Genomic DNA, 19,661 nt, shown 5'->3' on the forward strand with positions numbered 1-19,661 from the left:
ATTGGAATCTAAAATGTTTTAATTGAAGATTTTTAAATTAACATAGATTGACGTAGCACAAGCAATCTAAAATCTAAAATCAACAATCTAAAATTATTTTTTAGTAGAAGCGTCGCTTTCAACAACGCCGTCACGCAAACGGATGATGCGGTGTGCATAGGCAGCAATATCCTCTTCGTGGGTAACCAGAATTACAGTATTTCCTTGCGCATGAATATCATCAAAAAGCTTCATGATTTCTACAGAGGTTTTACTATCTAAATTTCCGGTTGGCTCGTCGGCTAGGATAATAGATGGTTTGTTAACTAGTGCTCTTGCAATTGCTACACGCTGTCTTTGTCCTCCCGAAAGCTGATTCGGCTGATGGTCCATTCTATCGGCAAGATTCACTTGTTTTAATACTTCGGTAGCACGAACTACTCGTTCCGATTTAGAGTAACCAGCATAAATCATGGGTAAAGCAACATTGTCGAGTGCGGTAGTTCTTGGTAAAAGGTTAAATGTTTGAAAAACAAAACCAATTTCTTTATTTCTAATTTCTGCCAATTCATCATCTTTCATCTGGCTTACATCTTTTCCGTTTAGGATATAAGTTCCAGAAGTGGGGGTGTCTAAACATCCCAGTAAGTTCATTAATGTTGATTTTCCTGAACCCGATGGTCCCATTAAGGCAACATATTCCCCTTTATTTATTTCTAAATCAATTCCTTTTAAGACATAAACAATTTCGTTTCCAAGTACAAAATTTCGTTTAATATTAGTGATTTTAATTAATGGATTTGCCATTGGAGTTTATGATTGTTGATTTACAATTTTTAGATTTTAAAAGTACAAAACGCTTTTGAATTAATCATAAGTAGTTTAAAATACATTTTTGTTACACTTATTTATTGTTTGCAAGGTTGTTTGATTGTCTTTTTTAGGCACAAACTACAAACAGATAAAATGTTTTATATAATTACTTTTTAAATTTATATAATTATCATATTTTTGTAAATATTATAATTTTAATTTAATTAAAATCATAATATTTTGATAAATATTGATTTTTATTTAAAAATTGCGCTACATTTGACGAATAACATTAACAAATCAGAATTATGAAAAATACACAATTATTATTCGGAATCGCATTTGTTGCCATGGGATTTACCTCATGTAAAGATGAAAAAGCAGCACAAGCTGAAAAAACTATTGATGCTTACGTAGTATATGTAGATTCAATAAAAAACGTGACTGCAGAAAATGCTAAAACCAATTGGAAATCAATTGAGAATGAATATGCAACACGAGCTGAAAAAGCAGAAATGGCTTTGGCTGATATTAAAGAGAATGCAAAAGATCAAGAAAGAATAGAAGCGAGTAAAGCTAAATATGAAGCTTTTAAAGCTGAACTTACCGCCCTTGCTGCCCCAGATGCAAAACAAAAAACACGCGACGCTCTATTTGGAGTAGGTAAACTAGGAAGTGATATGAATTTTGATTGGGTAAATGCCAAAAATATTCTTAGTGTTTACCAACAATTTGTAGATACTGCCCAAAAGAATAAAGACAGTTATTCGCGAGAAGATTGGGATGAAGTTAAAATGATGTACGAAGCACTTGATAGTCGTAAAAATACTGTCGAAAAAGAAGGGCTTACGTCTGAAGATAATAGAAAAATTGCAGGGTTGAAATTGAAGTTTGCACCAATGTATACATTAAACAGAATGGGAGCAAAATCTGAAGAGACCGCTGAAGCGAAAAAGTAAGTTAATTGAGTATTTTAGAATTAGGTTGAATTTTGAATTTTGAATGAAATGGCAGTCAGAAATGATTGCCATTTTTTTATGCTCTAATTATAAAATGTTCTTTTTCTTGTTCTCGTCTAAAAAATACAAACCCCCATTGAAAAGTATCAATGGTAACTTTTACACTTGGATGATCTTTTATGATTTCCCAGGCTTCTTCCATTTCTGGTGACCAATGGATGTCGTCGAAAATCCAAACGGTATCATTAGAAATTGTTGGAAGTAAAAACTCGAAATAATCTAGAGTTGCTTTTTTAGAATGATTTCCATCAAAATAAACTAATTGATAATTAGTAGTTGATAATTGATAATTGTTCAGATAACTTTCAAATTCTGTTACAACCGATTCTACATTATTATAATTAAATTGTTGCAAACCATTTCTGGCAGCCAATGCTGTTGCAAAGCAGCCTTCGAGTGTAGTAATTTTTGCTTTTGGAGCGCCTAAGGCTAGGGCAGAAGTAGCCAATCCTAATGATGTTCCGATTTCAAGAATGTTGTCAGGTTTAAAATAAGCTGTAATTCGGAATAGTAATTCGGCTCTTTTAGGAGAAATTCCAGCAGTTTTGGCAATTTTAGCGATTTGTCTGGTATTACTTTTAAAAACCCTAGATCCTGCTCCAAAGTCAGTTACTTCAATCGTATTTTTATTTTGTAAAAAAGATTTTCGGTAAGCTCTCAAAGTAGCATATTCGGGCTTTGTTTTTTTGTCATAAAAACATTTAGTCAATAAATTGAACACAAAAGGCGAGTGCACGGCATGTTCATTTTTGGAGTTCCAAAGGAATTTGAGGTATGATTTTATTTGAAATAACATAAGGGCTTTTACAAAGTAGGTGCGAAGATACGAAAAAGTCATAAAGTCGGAAGGTAAAGACTTTATGACCTTCGACTTTATGACTTTCAGACTATAAAATGAGTATATTTGCGGGCTTTTAAAAATGAGCTAATAGTAATATGCATTTTTTATGATGACGAAGGAAGAAATAGAGATTAAGAATACGATAACTTCGGAAGAAATAGACCGATGTATTGCTGTTTTGGCACAATTAAATACAGATACAGATCAGATATTTGATATTCCTAAAGAACAAAGAATAGCGTTGATTAAAGAAGCAGGTATGTTTTCTAGACCTGACAGAGGTGAGTTTTCCAGACGAGTTAAGGATGGGAAAGAAGCGGCTAAACGTAAAAAGGAGAAGAAGGATAAAACGGCTCGTAAAGAAACCGGAATTCGTCATGCTCGTGAAGCAAGTATATTTGTTGCACCAAAATTATTAGCTTATAATGACCTTGCTCATAAGGAACAATTAGAACTAGAAACACCTAGAAACTGTTACGTATGTAAAACAGGTTTTACCAAGATGCATCACTTTTACGATACAATGTGTACCGATTGTGGTGATTTTAATTATGCTAAACGTTTCCAGACTGCTGATGTAAAAGGACAAGTTGCTGTTATAACTGGTTCTCGTTTAAAAATCGGATATCATATTACTTTGATGCTTTTGCGTGGTGGAGCAACTGTTATTGCAACAACTCGTTTTCCTGTAGATTCTGCATTGCGATTTTCTAAAGAAGAAGATTTCATGGATTGGGGACATCGCTTAAAAATTCACGGATTAGATTTACGACACATTCCTAGTGTGGAGATTTTCTGTAATTTTATTGAGCAAAAGTACGAACGATTAGATATTCTTATCAATAATGCTGCGCAAACCGTGAGACGTCCGGCAGGATTTTATACCCATTTAATGGAAAACGAAGAGCGTGCTATAAGTTCTTTGCCTAAACAAGCACAAGAATTATTGCTCGATCATACCAATTGTTTGGATGAATTAAAGGTATTGACTTCGGGAGCTTCTTCTAATCAAAATATGCCAGTAACTTGGCACGGACCAGAGCCTGGAATTGGTTTACGTGCTTCGGCTAAATTATCTCAGATTCCTTATTCTTTTGATAATGCCCTTGTAGCAAATGAGGTTTTCCCAGAAGGAGAACTCGATGCCGATTTACAACAGGTTGATTTACGTAAAACAAATAGCTGGCGTTTACGATTGGGACAAATAGAAACGACTGAGATGATTGAAGTTCAATTAGTAAACTCGGTTGCGCCTTTTGTTTTATGCAATCGCCTTTCGGAAGTAATGAAGAAAGACAACACTGGACAAAAACACATTATAAACGTTTCGGCTATGGAAGGGAAGTTTCATCGCTTTTTTAAAGAAGACCGTCACCCGCATACTAATATGGCAAAAGCTGCCTTGAATATGTTAACGCATACCTCATCGGGAACATTGGCAAAACATGGAATTTTCATGAATGCTGTTGATACTGGTTGGGTAACTGACGAGGATCCTGCCGAATTAGCCAAAAGGAAACAAGAACTAGAAGATTTTCAGCCACCACTCGATATTGTTGATGGTGCTGCACGTGTAATGGATCCTTTATTCGACGGAATAAATACAGGAAAGCATTGGTGTGGGAAATTCTTAAAAGACTATAACCCGATTCCTTGGTAGAATTAGTTTTCAGTCTCGGTTACAGTCTCAGTTTTTTACTTCATAATGAAAAAAGCCACACACAATTAAATTTTGTTGTGGCTTTTTTGCTTGAATAAATGATATTACCTAAATTATAATTAGTTATTTCTTGATATCCAGTTGCATTTTTAAAATAGGATAATCTTTTCCTTCATCATCTTTATCGGTTCTATCGTATGGTAGAAAACCAAATTTGGAGTAAAAATTAACTGCATTATAATTTTGTTCATTAACATCAACTTTGTTAACATCAAGCTCATTGATAGCAAAATTCATCAATGTCTTCCCAAATCCTTTTCCTATGTGTTCTGGGGCTAAGAATAGCATCTCGATTTTATTCTCTGCAATACCAATAAAGCCAAGAACGGTATCAACTTCTGTTAGGCAAAATACAGGAAAAGAGTTAAAATCGATAGACGATACGATTTTTTTGTAATAATCAATGTCAGATGGAACAAGAAAATCATGTGTGGCACGAACAGAATTTTCCCAAACAAGAATCATCTGTTCTTTAAATTTATCATTGTAAGGTTGTATTTCAATGCTCATTTTGTGTTTTTTAGAATAGTTATTTTATAAAATAAAACCACAACAGAATTAGATTTTTGTTGTGGTTTTGTTATTTAATTAAAGCTAGGCTTTTAGTATTCTTTTCAAGGTTTAATAAATAAACAGTGAGACAGTATTTAGTTTACTGAAATTAATTTAATCTCAAAAACAAGTACTGAACCTCCAGGAATGGTATTGTAATCATTGTCTCCATATCCTAAATGAGCAGGAACTAAAAGAATACCAGTACCTCCAGTTTTAAAATAAGGAATACCTTCTGTCCATCCTTTTATAACTTGGTCTAAGCCAAAAGAAATTCCGTCACTACTTTCGTCAAATACTTTTCCATCAAGAAAAGAACCTTTGTAGGCTACCGTTACGTTAGAGGTTGCTGTTGGCTGCGCTCCAGTTCCAGGTTCGTTAATTACATAATACAAACCAGATTCAGTTCTATGTGCGTCTAATTTATTTTTGGTTACATAATCTTTGATTTGTTGCTCGTTTTGGGCAACATTGTCAACAGGAGCATCTGTATTTTCGGCTTTTTTGTTTTTAGCACAAGAAATAAAAAGTGTTAAGGCTAATAGTGCAGGTATAAAGTGTTTCATAGAAAGTAAATTTTTTTAAAGGCAAATATAATATAAATTCAGCCTTAGTATTCAGTCTCAGTTTCAGTTTGCAGTTTATAATCTCGGTATCCAGTTTCAGTATTCACTCTTATTATTTGTAGCAGCTTAATATTCCGCTATCTTGGTAAACTAAAAACTGCGACTGATTGCTAAATTGTGCAACCAAATTTGCTAGGATTGTTTATCATGTAATTGATTAGTTTTCCAATTTCAATACTTCGATCATTTAAATTGTCAAATGTTTCTTTGTTTATGTAGTTGCATTGTAGACAAAATTGTAGCCAAACATTTGTTTCTGAGTTTTCGGCATCGCTATCAGTAAGTTTGCTTATAAAATGATTTACATATCTTCTTTTTCGATATGATTCGGAAATATTAGCAGATACGCTTCTGGATGAACGACGTATTTGGTCGGTAAGAGAGTATTTTTCTTCAGAAGGAAATGATTTTGATAGTTCAAATATTTCCATTGCAAGTTGAAATGATTTTTGATACGCTAATAATTCTTTAAATCCCATTTATTTAATTTTTACAAGTATATTTAAAATAAGATAAAACTTACTATTTTGGTTTGATTTTTTTTTTGATTAAGAATTAAATATAAAAGGGAAATCATAATTACTGGGGGAAAATTAAAAAAGCCACAATAAGATTTTACTTTATTGTGGCTTTAATTTTTATATAAAATAAGAGGTTATACTGTTCAACTCTAACTAAAAGCTACCCCAGAAACTGAAAACCGAGACTGAATACTGTAACTGATCTTATCCTTCTATTTTAGCAGAAAGTTCAAACCAGCGTTCTTCTTTTTGATCTATTTTATTAATGATATTTTGTAACTCATTGGCTTTTTTCTCAATGTCGGCATCGGCTACTTTTCCGTCAGAGAATAATTGCTCAATTTTAGTTTTATCAATCTCTAAATCTTTAATTTCTCTTTCTAGTTTTTGATATTCTTTTTGCTCATTAAAAGTTAAATTTCCAGTTGGATTGTTTTGCTTCCAATCTTTCTTTTCTGCTTTATTTTCTTCTTTTTGAGCTACATCAGCACTATCTTCATACGCTCTAAAATCGGAGTAGTTTCCTGGGAAATCCTCAATAACACCTTGTCCTCTAAAAATGAATAAGTGATCCACAATTTTATCCATAAAGTATCTATCGTGAGAAACTACTAATAAACATCCTGGATAATCCAAAAGGAAGCTCTCAAGAACGTTTAAGGTTACGATATCTAAATCGTTTGTAGGCTCATCGAGAATAAGAAAGTTAGGATTTTGGATTAATACGGTACATAAATACAAACGTTTTAATTCTCCACCACTTAATCTATCTACAAAATCGTATTGTTTTTTGGCATCAAAAAGGAAACGCTCTAATAATTGTGAAGCCGAAATAATCTTCCCTTTCATCAACGGGATATATTCTCCGTATTCCTTAATGACATCGATAACACGTTGTCCCGGTTTTGGGTTGATTCCGCTTTGGGTATAATATCCTATTTTGATTGTTTCTCCAACAATAACTTTCCCAGAATCTAGTGGAAGTGTTCCTGTCAATAAATTAAGGAAAGTCGATTTTCCAGTTCCATTTTTACCAATAATTCCAATACGTTCTCCGCGTTGGAAATCGAAACTGAAATTATCTAAAATAACGTGGTCCTTGAATTTTTTAGAAATTTTGTGAAGCTCGATAATCTTGCTTCCCATACGTTCCATATTAATTTCAAGCTCGACTTTATTTTCGCGACGACGGCTTTGTGCTTTTTCTTTAATTACATAAAAGTCATCCTGACGAGATTTAGATTTTGTCGTTCTCGCTTTTGGCTGGCGACGCATCCATTCTAATTCTTTTACAAATAAGTTTTGGGCTTTATCTACACTCGCATTTTCAGAAGCAATTCGTTCTTCTTTTTTCTCTAAGTAATAAGAGTAATTTCCTTTGTATTGGTATAATTTTCCGTTGTCTAATTCTATGATTTCATTACAAACACGCTCTAGGAAGAAACGGTCGTGCGTAACCATAAATAAGGTAATATTTTCTTTGGCAAAATAACTCTCTAACCATTCGATCATTTCTAGATCTAAGTGATTGGTAGGCTCATCCAGAATTAATAAATCAGGACGATTGATAAGAATAATGGCTAATGATAAACGTTTTTTCTGACCCCCAGAAAGACTTTTTACTTTAAGTTTAAAGTTCTCTAGTTTTAGTTTAAACAGAATTTGTTTGTATTGCGTTTCGAAATCCCATGCATTATGTTGATCCATTCCGTCAAAAGCTTTTTGATATGCTTCCTCGTCTTCTGGATTTTCTAATGCTTTTTCGTATGCTTCAATAACTTTTAAGGTTTCATTATCCGAAGCAAATATGCTTTCTTCGATAGTAAGTTCTTCTTGCAAATTATTGTTTTGCGAAAGAAAAGCCATCCTGATTCCTTTTCTTAAAACTACCTGACCTGTATCTGGTTCTTCTAAACCATTGATAATACTCATGATAGTTGTTTTTCCAGAGCCATTTTTGGCAATGAAAGCAATTTTTTGATCCTTATTGATTCCAAAAGAAATGTTGTCAAATAAGGTTCTTTCGCCAAATGACTTGGATATGTTTTCTACAGATAGATAATTCATTGTATTAATACGCTTAAAATCAAGCTTTTACATTTTTAAAAAACAAAGAGGTCTCTAATTAGGTCTCTAATTTTAAGTAGAGGAAAATACAGACGGCGCAAAGATAGCTTTTTGTGTCAAACAAAAAAAAGATAGCTTCACAACTATCTTTTAGACTGAATTTTTAGCAATTCACTTACTTTATATCTTTTTCTGTTACTGAAGGGTCTATATACTTTAATCTTCCCGTCTGTTTCATATTTTCCAATAGTAGTTTGACTTCTTATACCTAGAATCACCATTGCTTCTTTAGTGTTTACATATTGTTCCATACTTTTATTTTTTAAATGCGGTCGACTTTATTGTCTTTGATATGAAAATAGATTGTACTTCTTTGGTTTCTGTTGCGAGTTGATACATATTTAATGTAGCCGTATTCACTTAATTCGTGTATACATCTGAGGTATGTTTTTGGTGAAGAAACCATAGCTATCTTCATAATTTCATAGCTATATACTTTAATAGGATTGATAAAACCCTTATCAGTTCTGAATTGAAGCAATGCAGCATATATACCAATATGAGTGATACTGATACGATGATCTTTTTCTATTGCCTTAAAGAAATCAGATAAAGGTTGTAGTGTTTTCATTATTTCCTGGATTATCAGCTTACACGCATACCATTTTTTTTGGAATGGTTCTCCTGTTGGCTCTCATTTGTCTTTTGCAGCTGTTTTACAGTTTCCATTGGTTTATTACCTAATGCTGTTGAGAGTGTTATTTTTCTGGAGTGCTCATCATAAATGTTTACCGATTTAAACTGAGGATTGGCTTCAATATAAAAACGATGTTCATTTCCGTTTTTGATCAAGGTTACGGGCTGCCTATTCCCTTGTTTTAATGCATCCTTTAATTGATCAGCTTCAGTTTTATTTGATAATTTCTTTAAAGGAAGTTGCTGCAGAGCTTTCTCTAGGTCATAACCATAACCGGAGTGAAATTCTTTAATTCGATGATTGTTATCAGCATCCTTGTCGTTCAGGTCCAGTTGAATCCAAGATTTTTCCTTTTGAACTGCACGTCCTACTAGTAAATTATAAGCCTGTGTTGTATCAACAGAATTTCTTTCGTGCACTTTAAAGTATTGATTTCTGTCTTCTTCAGGTTTTGATTCGTTTTGCAAAGTGGTTTTATACCCTTCGAACTGATACTTTCCGCTCTGGTCTTTTGAAAAAGATAACTCATGATTCAGTCGTTCCTTTTCGTTGACGTAATAAGAAGTTGGAATAGTAAACTGCTCATGACCTTGTTTAATCTGATCTTCAATTTTACCCGACAAATTTGTAAAACCAATACGCTGCACCTGTTCGTGCAGCGATTGGTTGTTCTTTTCCTCTTCTTTTGTATCCTTACGTACCGTAATTTGGTCAATAAGTGGCGCAACGACCAGCTTACGAACAAGTCGTATTAATAGATTAGGGTAAAGCTGTTTTAGTATTTTGCTCTTTTCTTGTTTGAGCATTTGCAAAGCAAAACGTTCCTCTATATTTTTAGTTCCCTTATATTTTGTTCCAATACGTTCGTAGTGGTGCAGCTTTTCTTTAAGCAATGACCTATTGTTGGAAAGACTAAAGTTAAACAGCTTACTAAACCGCTCTTCCCTGGAGCGCCATTGGTTTAATTCCATCTCTACTCTGTTCATGGGAAGTTGTTCGTTCATAATTTAAATTTTATTTATTACATTTTGCACTACATGGAACTGGATTGACTTTTCCTTTTTCTTTTAGCTTCCTTTGGCACTTCAGGTCCATCGTCATCGGCACTTTGATTTTGCTTTTTGCTGCCTTGCTTTTCAGATGCTTGCAGGGTTTCGGATTGCTTTTCTTCTTTGGAATGGCGGTTGTCAATGCGCTGCATATTGCTGTCATACACATTAATCGTTTTGAATTGTGGACTAGCCTCAATATACTGTTTCATCTCCTTACCGTCTTTTAAAAAAGTTGCAGATTGCAGGTTTCCCTTTTTCATGGAATCCATCAAATCTTCTTTATACTTAGGGGTTTCCAGTTCCTTAATTGGATGTTTTGCAAGTGTTGCTTCCAAATCATAGCCATAATTTTGATGGTACTGATTTAGCTTAAAATTTCCATTAGTATCACTTTGTTTAAAGTCCATCTGAAGCCACGAATTGTATTTTTCTCCCTCTTTATTAGTAAGGTCTTTATTTACGGATCTTCCCTCCATAAGATTGTAGGCTTCTTTCATAGTTATGTTACTGCCTTTGTTGATATAGAAGGTTTGCTCCAAAGCTTCTTTGGAATTCTCTTTTTGCAATTCCACTTTATAAGAATTAAAAAAATACATATCACTCTGATCTGATTTTTTAAAACTCAGCGTAGCTATAGCAGTATCATTGCCATACTTCACTGTATGGTTCAAAGTAAAATCAGGTTCTTCTTTCTGCATTTTTTCTTTTAATTCTCCCTCTAACGCATCTCCAAAACCAGTGTATTTTACCTGGTCGCGTAAGTATTCAAAATTTTTCTCGTTCATGACTCAATTTTTTAAATGATTAAATATTTTATAGTTTTGGAAGTACAGTAACCTGCACCAGCTTTGAATTCCTTACATGCAATTCTAAATGTCTGCCACCATTTTTTTCCATGATTTGAATCGCTAAGTATTTTTTCTCAGGAATTGTAAATTTCGGAAGAGCGAATACAAATATGTTTTCCGCTTCACTATCAATTTTAGCTACATTATTCAAGATGTAGATTGGTGTAATTTCGATTTCCTGCGAAGCCGTTCGTTTTACTTTTTTGGTATCTCGGATAAAAAAACGTAGCTGGTCGATATCATAATTTATCGTAGAATGGTTGGTTACCTTTATCCTGTAGTACATAACTTCATCACGAATAAAAATTCCATTGAGTACAAAATCAATATCATAATCACACTCTTTTTCTCCTCGCAGTTTTTTCTTATCGTAAAAAGCCAATTTGGAATATTCCTGTACATCCTGATCATTTATGTTTTCATCCGAAAAATAGATTTCCTGTCCAGTTGGTTTTGTGTTATTCAAACTGAAATTCAATTGTGGTGATTCTTCATTGTAATTCAGTACAAAAGAATAAAGCTTACCATCGGCAGTAACTACTGTAAGATTGGTTTGAAAAAATCCTTTTTGGGCTGCTTTGATTTGAAGAATGTTTTCCAGACCTTTTGCCTTTTGTACCAGTATATCGGGACTTCCTTTGTCCACGCTTTTAATAGCAAAAGGAAATACGATATTGGTTGTTTTTGAGTACGCTATCATTAAAGAATCGGGCTCAATTTTAGAAAGGTTGTTTTTACTTGTTTGTTGTGCAAATACACCGATGGTCATTAATAATAAATACCCCATCACTAACACATTAAATTTTTTCATAGCAATATTTTTAGTTTTTAATTGGAATCTTTTTGTTTTTCATCACGAAGCAGTACTTGATAGCCTGCTTTTACAATCACTTTAATCATCTTTACTTTTTTACTCAAAAGACTTTTAGCCGCTTCAATTCCAGCCCCAGCTGCCTGAGCACCCCAGGAATCATCCAGACTTGCAACGCCCAAAGTCTGCATGGAGCGGTCAGCGGATGCTTTGGCGACATCACGATTGATAGCTCCCGGAATATAAATACCAACGAGTCCATCCAAATCATACACCGATAAATCAACTGGAAATAAAGAGTTGTTGTATCTAATGCTGTTTATTTTGATTGTTAGCCTTTCTCCTTTTAAGGATGCTATTCCAAACAAGAAATTGTCCTTTGGTATCTTAACTCCGCTTATAAAAATGTCATTCATCAGTCGGAACTTAACGGTAGCTGCATTTACAATAGTTTGGGTTTCGTGGATGACTGCTGCCACCGCATTTTGTATTAAATCTATATTTTCAGGTTCATCAATAGAGTAAAATCTATTAGCTCTGGAATCGGTCCCATTTCCTGATTTGTTTTGTAAAGAGGAAACAGGGTTTTCTTGCTCCCCGGTAGAGATCGAAAATACTTGCCCTCGCTGAGCCTCGGAAGCTTTTCTTAATTTTTCCTGTATTCTGTCAGGGTGTTGAATGTCCAATATGTTTTCTAACATTCCACCGAGTTGTTGCAATTCCGGATCTGGAGTATCCTGCCCAGTATTCATGGACTGCATCATCTGTTCAAGTCTTTCTACATCATTGGAATGCATGGCTGACTCATTTGACTTTGCATATCTACTAACATCCCTATTTTGTACCGGAACAGGTACCGGTGCATTGATTGCTTTTTGTAATGCTTCTAATTTCTGATGTACTTTTAATTCGTTTGGATCCTGATAGGCGGATGTATTTAATCCAGTTCTTCCACTTTTAGAATGTATATTACTACTATCTTCGGTTGAGTCAATCTGAAAAGACTGGCTCAAATAATTAGGATCTTTCTTGATAAGTTCATTAAGTTTTGCCGAATCAAGAGCTGCCATATCGTAGTAATTCATTTTATCCAGCAGTAGTCCCTCTTTAAGATTTGCTTTGGGCAGTTTGATATTAAAGCCTTTTTGCTCTGGAGTTGCTAAGTTTGCCGCATCCATTTTTCCACCGCCCAATGCCCAAAATATTGCCGTTATAAACGGAAGAGCCAATATGGGTAATACCAAGAGCATTTTACGCTGTTTTAGTGTTTTTAATGATTTTGTCTTTTGTTCCATGATATCAATTTTTAAGATGTAAGTAATAATAGTTTTCTAGTATTACAAGGCTGTCCAGAAGTCCCGGACGGTGTTGTATAATACTATCATGTGTTTTTTTACCTGTGGGACTGTGTCCCAGACTATCCATATACCTGCGAAAACGAATTGTTTTTTCCAATTCCGTTTTACTGATTATTGTATTGGACTCAATGTGCTTTTCTTTTAAGAGAACCGAATTGGTTGGTTTAGTAATTGGAATTACAGTGATATTTTTAGTTGTATTTCCAGAAAAGCTCGTTACAATCAGATACATGCTGCACCCCCCTGTAAACACTACAAAAGTGAATAGAACCACAATCCAGTTGAGTCGTGAATAATGAGCCGTTTTGCGCTCCAGCCATTGTGCACAGGTATGTTGCAATCGAAGATTGGCCTGCTCAAATTTCTGCCATAGACTGTTTTTAATACTTTCAATAGCATCATTTTTTCTATTGTTTTTTCTAAAATAAAATCTCATAATCAATAGTTTATTATTTTCTATTTTCAGTGCCTAAATCCCGATTTTCAATGGTGTTCCATCGCTCGATTAAAAAACCATGCGGATTATTGTCGCTTCGTGATACATTGCGAAGATTGCCTTGCGTTATCAGATTTCGGTGTGCAATACTGGTGGTACGAATGATATTTTGAGTAGCATAACATCGGAACCCATACGGATACGTATTGATGTCAATTGTGATACTGTCAATCTTTATGGTCTGGCTGACATTCCCTGAGATGATACCAGAGTAATAGCCGTTTTCTTTTAAATCGTCATAAATCCGTTTGGCACTGTCATCAGCCAGATAAAGTGCTTTGGTAACATTACTTTTGATTACTTTATCATCGGGATCAAGGGTAAAGAAGAATTGGTGAAATGTCTTTACATGGTCTCGCGCCTCAATGGGTATGTTGTCTTTCCGGTCTGAAGCGTAAGCTTCCAATGCCTTCCCATTAGCCAGTATATAAACCTTGTTCTGCATTTGTGATACCAGTGTAAAACTTTTGTAAAGGGAAAAACAGCTAATTATAATGCAGCCTGTAATGACCAGTATGGTAAAACCGCGAACATGACGAAAGGCAGTGTCTATATTTTTCATTTTGCTAAACATGATACTTCTTTTTAGAGATTATGAATTGCCTTTTAATTTATTGCCCATATAACCGTCTTTATCCTTAAAATAAGGAGCTGACTTGCCAGCGTCTGACATACTTTGGTACATACGCCCTGCAGCATTTCCCATTGCATCTGCTGCCATTCCGGCTCCTTGAGATGCAGTACTCACAGCTGAAGTTGTAGAATTGCTGAAGATACTTGTGACTTTCTGCCCCAATGCCCCGCCACCACCTGCGTGAACAATGTAATTAGCTACAGAGGGCACAGTGAAATACCCCACAATACCAATAATCATAAACACCAGATAAGCAACATCAGTCCTGCTAAAGAAAGTATCTCCGTATTCACCCGCTTGCGCGATATCAATTTTCAGCATATTCTCCTGAATCTTTCCGATGATACTGCCGAATATATTGGCAACGGGAAGCCATAGGTAAATGTTGATGTATCGTGCCAGCCATACGGTAAGTGTATGCTGGAAACCATCGAAAACCGATATGCCAAACACCAGTGGCCCCAAAATAGACAGTACCACTAGTTGAAATGTCCTGAGCGTATCAATACATAGGGAAGCAGATTCAAATAATACACGTAGTACTTCGCTCATCCATTCTTTTACTGAATTCCTAAAATTGTAAGAGGCTTTACTCATAGCAAATTGGATATCATTTCCAATACTGGCAAATTTTCCTTCTCCCTCAGGATTGGCATCATCATGAGTGTACTTGTACCATTTGTCTCGATCACCACTTCCGTCAGCACCAACATACATCTGCCAAGGATTAGTACTCTTTAATGCTTCTTCTTTTTCTTTAAGCAATCGCTCAATTGCTTTGTTTGATCCTTCCACCATTGCAGCAGTGGCTGTAACAGTAGGTTTCATGACGCCATTAATCATATACAATACCGATGGGAAAATCATGATGCAAAATCCAATCACAAATGGGCGAAAGAGAGGGTAGAAGTCTATTGGTTCTGCGCTGGCAATATGCCTCCAAACTCGAGAGGCGATATACCATATAGCTGCAAAACCGGCAAGACCTTGCCCAACCCCGAGCAGGTTATTGCACAATGGCATCATCTCATCATATAACTGTTCCAGTACACTATGCAGGCTGTTCATTTCGTCTGCCACTCCTTGTGCTTGGCTAGTAAAAGGCAACAGGCCCCCTAGGATAGTCAATAGAACTTCCTTATTTATATTTATCATAACTGAGGATATTTAGTTATTTGGTGAACATGTTGCGAATCGCATTTACATCATTACGCTCCTTGGCACGTTGCAAAGCCAGTATTGAAGTATTGTTATTGAAGTTTCTCAGAAACATAAGTTTATCTTGCATATCTGTGTATATCTTGTCAATAGATGCCAGTCGTTCGTCATCAGACATTCGCATTTTATTAGCGGTAACCACTGAAGTAAGCTCGTCAAGATTTCTAAGACTTTGTTGGAATAAATTATCATACACTCTTTCTAAGTAAGCGATTTCATTGGCATTGAAATTTTGACTATCTCGAAAGTGGTTAAAAGCGGACTTATATTCTTTAACCAATTGCACCTGATAACTAATAATATCACCAATACGTCTGTAATTCCGTACGGTGGGACTGACTTGCATGAGCGCATCAAGAAAAGTTTCATGCAGGCTGAAATTACCTTTGGACAAATCTTTCACCGTATTGTATCCACCGTTAAGCATTTCATACCCCTTTTTCATATCCTTAAGGATTTGTTTAAACTGGGTCAGTTTTTCGATGTTCAAAATCAATTGCTGGATTTCCTGTTTTTGGGCTGCAACTTTTAAAGGGAGCAGTAAAACAATAGATACAATTCCTATAATCAGTATTTTTTTCATAACACATCAGTTTATGCCGTGCAAGACACGACTGGTTTTTGCTTCTTTCAATTCTTTCGCTTTTGATACAGCCATCAGTTTGGTTTTATTACCGAAGCTTTCGCAAAAGGCATAGCTATCAAGCATGTTCTGGTAAACTGTATCAATTCGTTTGATTCGCTCGTCATCTTTCATCTCCAAGGTTCCGTCTGAAACGATCGTGAGAAGTTCATCCAAATTGTCGTCACAATTATCTAAAACCCTTTCAAATACTCTTTTGATATAGTCAACTTCATCTCCGTGAAATAAATCATCCTGCCGGATTTGCGGGTACAAGCTTTTGTAGCTTTTTATGATTTTTATCTGAAGGGCTATAATTTCAGTAATCCTTGCATACTTTTTTATCTTTGGGTTAACCTGCTTGAGCGAAGTGAGATAATCGGTATGAAGTTTAAATTCTCCACGCTTAAAATCATTTATAGTATTCAGCCCTTTTTTGGCTACCGAATAGCCTTTTTGAGCATATCCTATATAGGTTTGCAGTGCTGCAATTTGCTGTAAAAGCATCCTCTGCTGTTTTGCCTGTGCGTGCATATTTCCCGAGATGAGAATGGCAAAAAGCAATAGTAAAAATATCTTTTTCATGATTTTTTGATTTATTACGGAATTCCGTAAAATTTCTTGAGCGATTTGACATCATGTTGTGTTTTGGCTCTTTGAAGACTGAGCAGTATGTTCTGTCTATTGAAGAGTGTCAGGTCATTATAATTAGTATCGATTTGATCCGCAGCAGCATTTATAATTTCCAATCTCTTGGCATCACTCATCTGGGTGGTAAAAGAATCAAGTACTAAAAATATTTGGTCGATATTTTTTAGACTTTCGTTCAATATCCCGGAATAAACGCTGTGCATATAATCCAATTCGCTTGCATTAAAATGAGCATCCTTTTGAAATAAGTTCCAGGCTCTTTCATACTCGTCCACCAAACGAACCTGTTTTTGGCTAATGTCCTTGATACGCTGGTAATAGGTAATAATAGATTTAATTTTTGCCAGTTCCTCATAATAATCCTTGTAGAGGTCTTTTTGTTTTTGTGTCCAATCAGAAATCTCATCCAGTTTTAGTTTAGATAAAATATTTTCTATTTTCTTCTGTGCGTTCTGTAACCAGATGGTTTTGTTTTGTAGTTTTTGTATTCTAAGGTCAATGGCTTTGATTATCTTTTTGGCAACTGCTTTTACCATTTCTAAAATTGGTATTGCCGCAACCTTTTCTGCTGGTCGGGTAGGAGTGCTTATCAGTAAAAAACAGAACAGGCAAATCATAATTTTCATTTTTGTTTTCATAATTAGTATAGTTTAGTTTGCGTTTTTCATGATGCTTGGGCGCGTAAGTCAATAGCGAGTGCCGCAATACCTTTTCTAATGTCTCCATCAAATTTCTTAGCGTAGGCTTGTACTTTTACTTTTTCAGTTTCTTCAGTGGTGTAGGCGAGATATTCTTCCAGAGATACCTCGGTGCGATATACTTTTGATTGCATGCCTCCGAGTGAGATAAACACTTCTTTGTATTTCTTATCAGGATCATTAGCTTTGTTTACCGAGAGCACGAGTGCTTTTTCCTTTTCTGTAAGTCCAAGCAGTTCTTGGATTTGTTCGAATTTATTTTGATATTTACTTTGATCCAGTAGTATCTTACAATCACTGTTATTGATAATGGCTTGTTTGACTATAGGTGAGGAAATAATATCTTCTACTTCCTGGGTCACTACAATGGCTTCACCAAAAAATTTACGCACGGTCTTGAATAAATACCGAATGTAATCTGCCATACCTTCTTTGGCAATTGCCTTCCAGGCTTCTTCAATAAGTATCATTTTACGAATGCCTTTGAGCTTGCGCATCTTGCTAATGAATACTTCCATAATGATTATGGTTACTACAGGAAAGAGTATTGGATGGTCTTTGATATTATCGAGTTCAAAAACAATAAAGCGTTCTTTTAACAGATCCAGGTTCTCGGTTGCATTGAGCAGGTAATCAAATTCTCCTCCTTTATAATAAGGACGCAATACATACAGAAAATTGTTTACATCAAAATCCTTTTCCTTTACCTTATCGCCCTCCAGTATGGTTACAAAATCATTTTTTAGAAATTCGTAAAAACTATCAAAACAGGGAAATAAATCCGAATTACCATCTAACTTTTCATAATACAATTGCAATGCATTGGATAGGGCTACATATTCACTTCGATTAAACGTTTCATTGTCTTTTTTCCAAAGTGCCAATAGCAGTGTTTTGATGCTTTCTTTTTTCTCGGTATCGAGTGTATCACCTTCACTGATATAAAATGGATTGAATCGGATGGGATTCTTTTCATCATAGGTAAAGTAGTACCCGTTTACCATATCACACAATCCTTTATAACTGTGTCCCACATCAACAAGTACAACATGTGTCCCTTGCTCATAGTAACTTCTGACCATGTGGTTGGTGAAAAAGGATTTTCCACTTCCAGATGGTCCAAGAATAAATTTGTTCCGATTGGTACAAATTCCCATCTTAACAGGCTCATCACTAATGTCCACATGAATTGGTTTGCCGGTCAAACGGTCTCCCAATCTAATTCCAATCGGACTTAGGGAAGAACGGTAACCAGTTTCTAAATTCAGAAAACAGGTTGCTTGTTCTGTGAAAGTGTCGAAAGTATCATTCATTGGGAAATCTGCGGAATTCCCAGGAATTCCTGCCCAAAAAATCTGTGCGGCTCCTACTGTTTCCTGTTTAGCAACGGCATCCATCTGAGCGAGTGCTGAAGACACTTTGTTTTTTAAATCTTTGAGTTCTTCTTTATTATCTGTCCAAATCAGTACATTAAAATGAGCTTTAACCGGTAATCTTTGCTGGCCAATTGCTTCATTAAGAAAGTCATTGGTGGCATCGCGCGCAATAAGGTTCTCCCTGCTATAGGCTGAAAGGGATTGCAATCGCAGTCTTTTACTTTCTAACTTTTGTAATGTTTTCTGGAAATCCTCTATAAAAATATACTGGTTATAGATATGATTGCAGGAAAGTAATTGACCAAGAGTTGAGGCAAATCCGATACTAAACTTGGTTTTATCAGTGGAATATCGATCATAATTAATTCGAGAACCACATAGAGCAGGCAGGTCAGCGGCATCGCCTAAAGTATAAATTTGGCAATGCTTGTCTCCAACCTGCAAACCATCATCGAAAGCAATATCCTTAAATACAAATGAATTTTCCTTTTCAGAAAGGAAACAATACTTTTCTATAATCCCAATCTTTCTACTGTGGCTTCGAAGGTCATCATTTCCCAGACGAGTTAGTTTCACAAAACCACTATCTTCCAAAATGCGTCTGAATTGTCCGGTACTATCAATAAATTCCTGACGTAATTGTGCTTTTAATGTTTCGTGTGGGACGATAGAACTTCTGAGCAAATTGGAAAATAAGGAGCTGGATGTTTTCCTTCCGGCTGGTTTCTTGGTCAGGAAAATATAGCATGAATGATCCAGAAAAGGGCGCTCATTAAAAAAACGATCACTGCTACGGGTCAGGAAACTAGAATCTTCACTTGTGAAATCTGGCTCAAACTTACTATCGATAAACCAGTCCTGTTTGTGAAAGACGCTAAATTTTGGAAGTAGTTTTATGGCTTTGAGCCATGCCTGATGGAACGCTTCGTATTCCTGATCTGACAAAGTAAATATCTCAGGCAGTTCTGCCTTGAATACCACTGTTACATCTCCTTGTTTGGACAGGATGCAATCATGCTCTACATCCATAATCGGTAAAATATCATCTATCATCTTTTCCAT

The 19,661-nt window shown here is 35.3% G+C and carries 21 protein-coding genes; 2 read left to right on the forward strand and 19 right to left on the reverse strand.

Annotated elements, in window-relative coordinates; translation table 11 throughout:
• Positions 1-93 precede the first annotated feature (93 nt).
• Positions 94-786 carry an ABC transporter ATP-binding protein gene (locus IW20_RS06945; RefSeq protein WP_035620272.1) on the reverse strand — a complete coding sequence of 231 codons (693 nt, stop codon included), beginning with the start codon at positions 784-786 and terminating at the stop codon, positions 94-96.
• 314 nt (positions 787-1,100) lie between these two features.
• Between IW20_RS06945 and IW20_RS06950 the strand changes: the two genes are divergently transcribed.
• Positions 1,101-1,751, forward strand: a complete 651-nt coding sequence (locus IW20_RS06950) for a DUF6565 domain-containing protein (protein WP_035620274.1) — start codon at positions 1,101-1,103, stop codon at positions 1,749-1,751.
• 76 nt (positions 1,752-1,827) lie between these two features.
• Here IW20_RS06950 and IW20_RS06955 read toward each other — a convergent pair whose 3' ends face one another.
• On the reverse strand, positions 1,828-2,607 hold the full coding sequence (locus IW20_RS06955; protein WP_035620276.1) for an O-methyltransferase: 780 nt from the start codon (positions 2,605-2,607) through the stop codon (positions 1,828-1,830).
• Between the two features lie 154 nt (positions 2,608-2,761).
• Here IW20_RS06955 and IW20_RS06960 point away from each other — a divergent pair, with 154 nt between their 5' ends.
• On the forward strand, positions 2,762-4,312 hold the full coding sequence (locus IW20_RS06960) for an SDR family NAD(P)-dependent oxidoreductase (RefSeq protein ID WP_035620278.1): 1,551 nt from the start codon (positions 2,762-2,764) through the stop codon (positions 4,310-4,312).
• A gap of 123 nt (positions 4,313-4,435) precedes the next feature.
• Here IW20_RS06960 and IW20_RS06965 read toward each other — a convergent pair whose 3' ends face one another.
• The 17 genes from IW20_RS06965 to IW20_RS07035 all read right to left on the reverse strand — a co-directional run bounded on the left by IW20_RS06965 (position 4,436) and on the right by IW20_RS07035 (position 19,661).
• On the reverse strand, positions 4,436-4,882 hold the full coding sequence (locus tag IW20_RS06965) for a GNAT family N-acetyltransferase (RefSeq protein WP_051885609.1): 447 nt from the start codon (positions 4,880-4,882) through the stop codon (positions 4,436-4,438).
• Positions 4,883-5,019: 137 nt separating this feature from the next.
• A complete protein-coding gene (locus tag IW20_RS06970; protein WP_035620281.1) occupies positions 5,020-5,490 on the reverse strand; it encodes an FKBP-type peptidyl-prolyl cis-trans isomerase in 471 nt (156 codons plus the stop codon).
• A 170-nt stretch (positions 5,491-5,660) separates the two neighbouring features.
• The gene (locus IW20_RS06975; RefSeq protein WP_035620283.1) at positions 5,661-6,029 is read right to left on the reverse strand and encodes a four helix bundle protein; all 369 of its coding nucleotides are present in this window, start codon (positions 6,027-6,029) and stop codon (positions 5,661-5,663) included.
• A gap of 246 nt (positions 6,030-6,275) precedes the next feature.
• Positions 6,276-8,138, reverse strand: a complete 1,863-nt coding sequence (locus IW20_RS06980) for an ABC-F family ATP-binding cassette domain-containing protein (protein WP_035620285.1) — start codon at positions 8,136-8,138, stop codon at positions 6,276-6,278.
• Positions 8,139-8,281: 143 nt separating this feature from the next.
• Positions 8,282-8,449: a MerR family transcriptional regulator gene (locus IW20_RS26195; protein ID WP_165571409.1), complete on the reverse strand. Its 168-nt coding sequence runs from the start codon at positions 8,447-8,449 to the stop codon at positions 8,282-8,284.
• 11 nt (positions 8,450-8,460) lie between these two features.
• Positions 8,461-8,769, reverse strand: a complete 309-nt coding sequence (locus IW20_RS25745; RefSeq protein WP_081912443.1) for a hypothetical protein — start codon at positions 8,767-8,769, stop codon at positions 8,461-8,463.
• Between the two features lie 14 nt (positions 8,770-8,783).
• The gene (locus IW20_RS06985; protein WP_035620288.1) at positions 8,784-9,839 is read right to left on the reverse strand and encodes a hypothetical protein; all 1,056 of its coding nucleotides are present in this window, start codon (positions 9,837-9,839) and stop codon (positions 8,784-8,786) included.
• Positions 9,840-9,868: 29 nt separating this feature from the next.
• Positions 9,869-10,672: a hypothetical protein gene (locus IW20_RS06990; RefSeq protein ID WP_035620289.1), complete on the reverse strand. Its 804-nt coding sequence runs from the start codon at positions 10,670-10,672 to the stop codon at positions 9,869-9,871.
• Positions 10,673-10,700: 28 nt separating this feature from the next.
• Positions 10,701-11,546: a conjugative transposon protein TraN gene (gene traN / locus IW20_RS06995; protein ID WP_035620293.1), complete on the reverse strand. Its 846-nt coding sequence runs from the start codon at positions 11,544-11,546 to the stop codon at positions 10,701-10,703.
• Between the two features lie 17 nt (positions 11,547-11,563).
• Entirely contained in the window at positions 11,564-12,841 is a 1,278-nt protein-coding gene (traM, locus tag IW20_RS07000; RefSeq protein ID WP_035620295.1) for a conjugative transposon protein TraM, read from the reverse strand.
• 4 nt (positions 12,842-12,845) lie between these two features.
• Positions 12,846-13,340 (reverse strand): hypothetical protein, encoded by a 495-nt coding sequence (locus IW20_RS07005; protein WP_035620298.1) that lies wholly within the window; start codon positions 13,338-13,340, stop codon positions 12,846-12,848.
• 13 nt (positions 13,341-13,353) lie between these two features.
• Positions 13,354-13,962 (reverse strand): conjugative transposon protein TraK, encoded by a 609-nt coding sequence (traK, locus tag IW20_RS07010; RefSeq protein WP_240478464.1) that lies wholly within the window; start codon positions 13,960-13,962, stop codon positions 13,354-13,356.
• A gap of 30 nt (positions 13,963-13,992) precedes the next feature.
• Positions 13,993-15,189: a conjugative transposon protein TraJ gene (gene traJ / locus IW20_RS07015; protein ID WP_035620301.1), complete on the reverse strand. Its 1,197-nt coding sequence runs from the start codon at positions 15,187-15,189 to the stop codon at positions 13,993-13,995.
• A gap of 16 nt (positions 15,190-15,205) precedes the next feature.
• Positions 15,206-15,835, reverse strand: coding sequence for a hypothetical protein (locus IW20_RS07020; RefSeq protein ID WP_035620303.1), 630 nt, complete (start codon positions 15,833-15,835; stop codon positions 15,206-15,208).
• A 6-nt stretch (positions 15,836-15,841) separates the two neighbouring features.
• A complete protein-coding gene (locus IW20_RS07025; RefSeq protein WP_035620305.1) occupies positions 15,842-16,459 on the reverse strand; it encodes a hypothetical protein in 618 nt (205 codons plus the stop codon).
• A 14-nt stretch (positions 16,460-16,473) separates the two neighbouring features.
• The gene (locus IW20_RS07030; protein WP_035620306.1) at positions 16,474-17,163 is read right to left on the reverse strand and encodes a conjugal transfer protein TraI; all 690 of its coding nucleotides are present in this window, start codon (positions 17,161-17,163) and stop codon (positions 16,474-16,476) included.
• A 26-nt stretch (positions 17,164-17,189) separates the two neighbouring features.
• On the reverse strand, positions 17,190-19,661 hold the full coding sequence (locus tag IW20_RS07035; RefSeq protein ID WP_035620308.1) for a TraG family conjugative transposon ATPase: 2,472 nt from the start codon (positions 19,659-19,661) through the stop codon (positions 17,190-17,192).

It is taken from the genome of Flavobacterium hydatis (genome assembly GCF_000737695.1).
GTDB classification, from domain to species: Bacteria; Bacteroidota; Bacteroidia; order Flavobacteriales; family Flavobacteriaceae; genus Flavobacterium; species Flavobacterium hydatis.

What these genes read in the sequence shown, in the direction of transcription:
- IW20_RS06975 (WP_035620283.1), bottom strand. Translation starts at nt 6,029, where the DNA reads ATGGGATTTAAAGAATTATTAGCGTATCAAAAATCATTTCAACTTGCA.
- IW20_RS06955 (WP_035620276.1), bottom strand. Translation starts at nt 2,607, where the DNA reads ATGTTATTTCAAATAAAATCATACCTCAAATTCCTTTGGAACTCCAAA.
- IW20_RS26195 (WP_165571409.1), bottom strand. Translation starts at nt 8,449, where the DNA reads ATGGAACAATATGTAAACACTAAAGAAGCAATGGTGATTCTAGGTATA.
- traM (WP_035620295.1), bottom strand. Translation starts at nt 12,841, where the DNA reads ATGGAACAAAAGACAAAATCATTAAAAACACTAAAACAGCGTAAAATG.
- IW20_RS06965 (WP_051885609.1), bottom strand. Translation starts at nt 4,882, where the DNA reads ATGAGCATTGAAATACAACCTTACAATGATAAATTTAAAGAACAGATG.
- IW20_RS06945 (WP_035620272.1), bottom strand. Translation starts at nt 786, where the DNA reads ATGGCAAATCCATTAATTAAAATCACTAATATTAAACGAAATTTTGTA.
- IW20_RS06985 (WP_035620288.1), bottom strand. Translation starts at nt 9,839, where the DNA reads ATGAACGAACAACTTCCCATGAACAGAGTAGAGATGGAATTAAACCAA.
- IW20_RS07025 (WP_035620305.1), bottom strand. Translation starts at nt 16,459, where the DNA reads ATGAAAAAGATATTTTTACTATTGCTTTTTGCCATTCTCATCTCGGGA.
- IW20_RS25745 (WP_081912443.1), bottom strand. Translation starts at nt 8,769, where the DNA reads ATGAAAACACTACAACCTTTATCTGATTTCTTTAAGGCAATAGAAAAA.
- IW20_RS07005 (WP_035620298.1), bottom strand. Translation starts at nt 13,340, where the DNA reads ATGAGATTTTATTTTAGAAAAAACAATAGAAAAAATGATGCTATTGAA.
- IW20_RS06990 (WP_035620289.1), bottom strand. Translation starts at nt 10,672, where the DNA reads ATGAACGAGAAAAATTTTGAATACTTACGCGACCAGGTAAAATACACT.
- IW20_RS07030 (WP_035620306.1), bottom strand. Translation starts at nt 17,163, where the DNA reads ATGAAAACAAAAATGAAAATTATGATTTGCCTGTTCTGTTTTTTACTG.
- traJ (WP_035620301.1), bottom strand. Translation starts at nt 15,189, where the DNA reads ATGATAAATATAAATAAGGAAGTTCTATTGACTATCCTAGGGGGCCTG.
- IW20_RS07020 (WP_035620303.1), bottom strand. Translation starts at nt 15,835, where the DNA reads ATGAAAAAAATACTGATTATAGGAATTGTATCTATTGTTTTACTGCTC.
- traK (WP_240478464.1), bottom strand. Translation starts at nt 13,962, where the DNA reads ATGAAAAATATAGACACTGCCTTTCGTCATGTTCGCGGTTTTACCATA.
- IW20_RS07035 (WP_035620308.1), bottom strand. Translation starts at nt 19,661, where the DNA reads ATGGAAAAGATGATAGATGATATTTTACCGATTATGGATGTAGAGCAT.
- IW20_RS06960 (WP_035620278.1), top strand. Translation starts at nt 2,762, where the DNA reads ATGACGAAGGAAGAAATAGAGATTAAGAATACGATAACTTCGGAAGAA.
- IW20_RS06950 (WP_035620274.1), top strand. Translation starts at nt 1,101, where the DNA reads ATGAAAAATACACAATTATTATTCGGAATCGCATTTGTTGCCATGGGA.
- IW20_RS06970 (WP_035620281.1), bottom strand. Translation starts at nt 5,490, where the DNA reads ATGAAACACTTTATACCTGCACTATTAGCCTTAACACTTTTTATTTCT.
- traN (WP_035620293.1), bottom strand. Translation starts at nt 11,546, where the DNA reads ATGAAAAAATTTAATGTGTTAGTGATGGGGTATTTATTATTAATGACC.
- IW20_RS06980 (WP_035620285.1), bottom strand. Translation starts at nt 8,138, where the DNA reads ATGAATTATCTATCTGTAGAAAACATATCCAAGTCATTTGGCGAAAGA.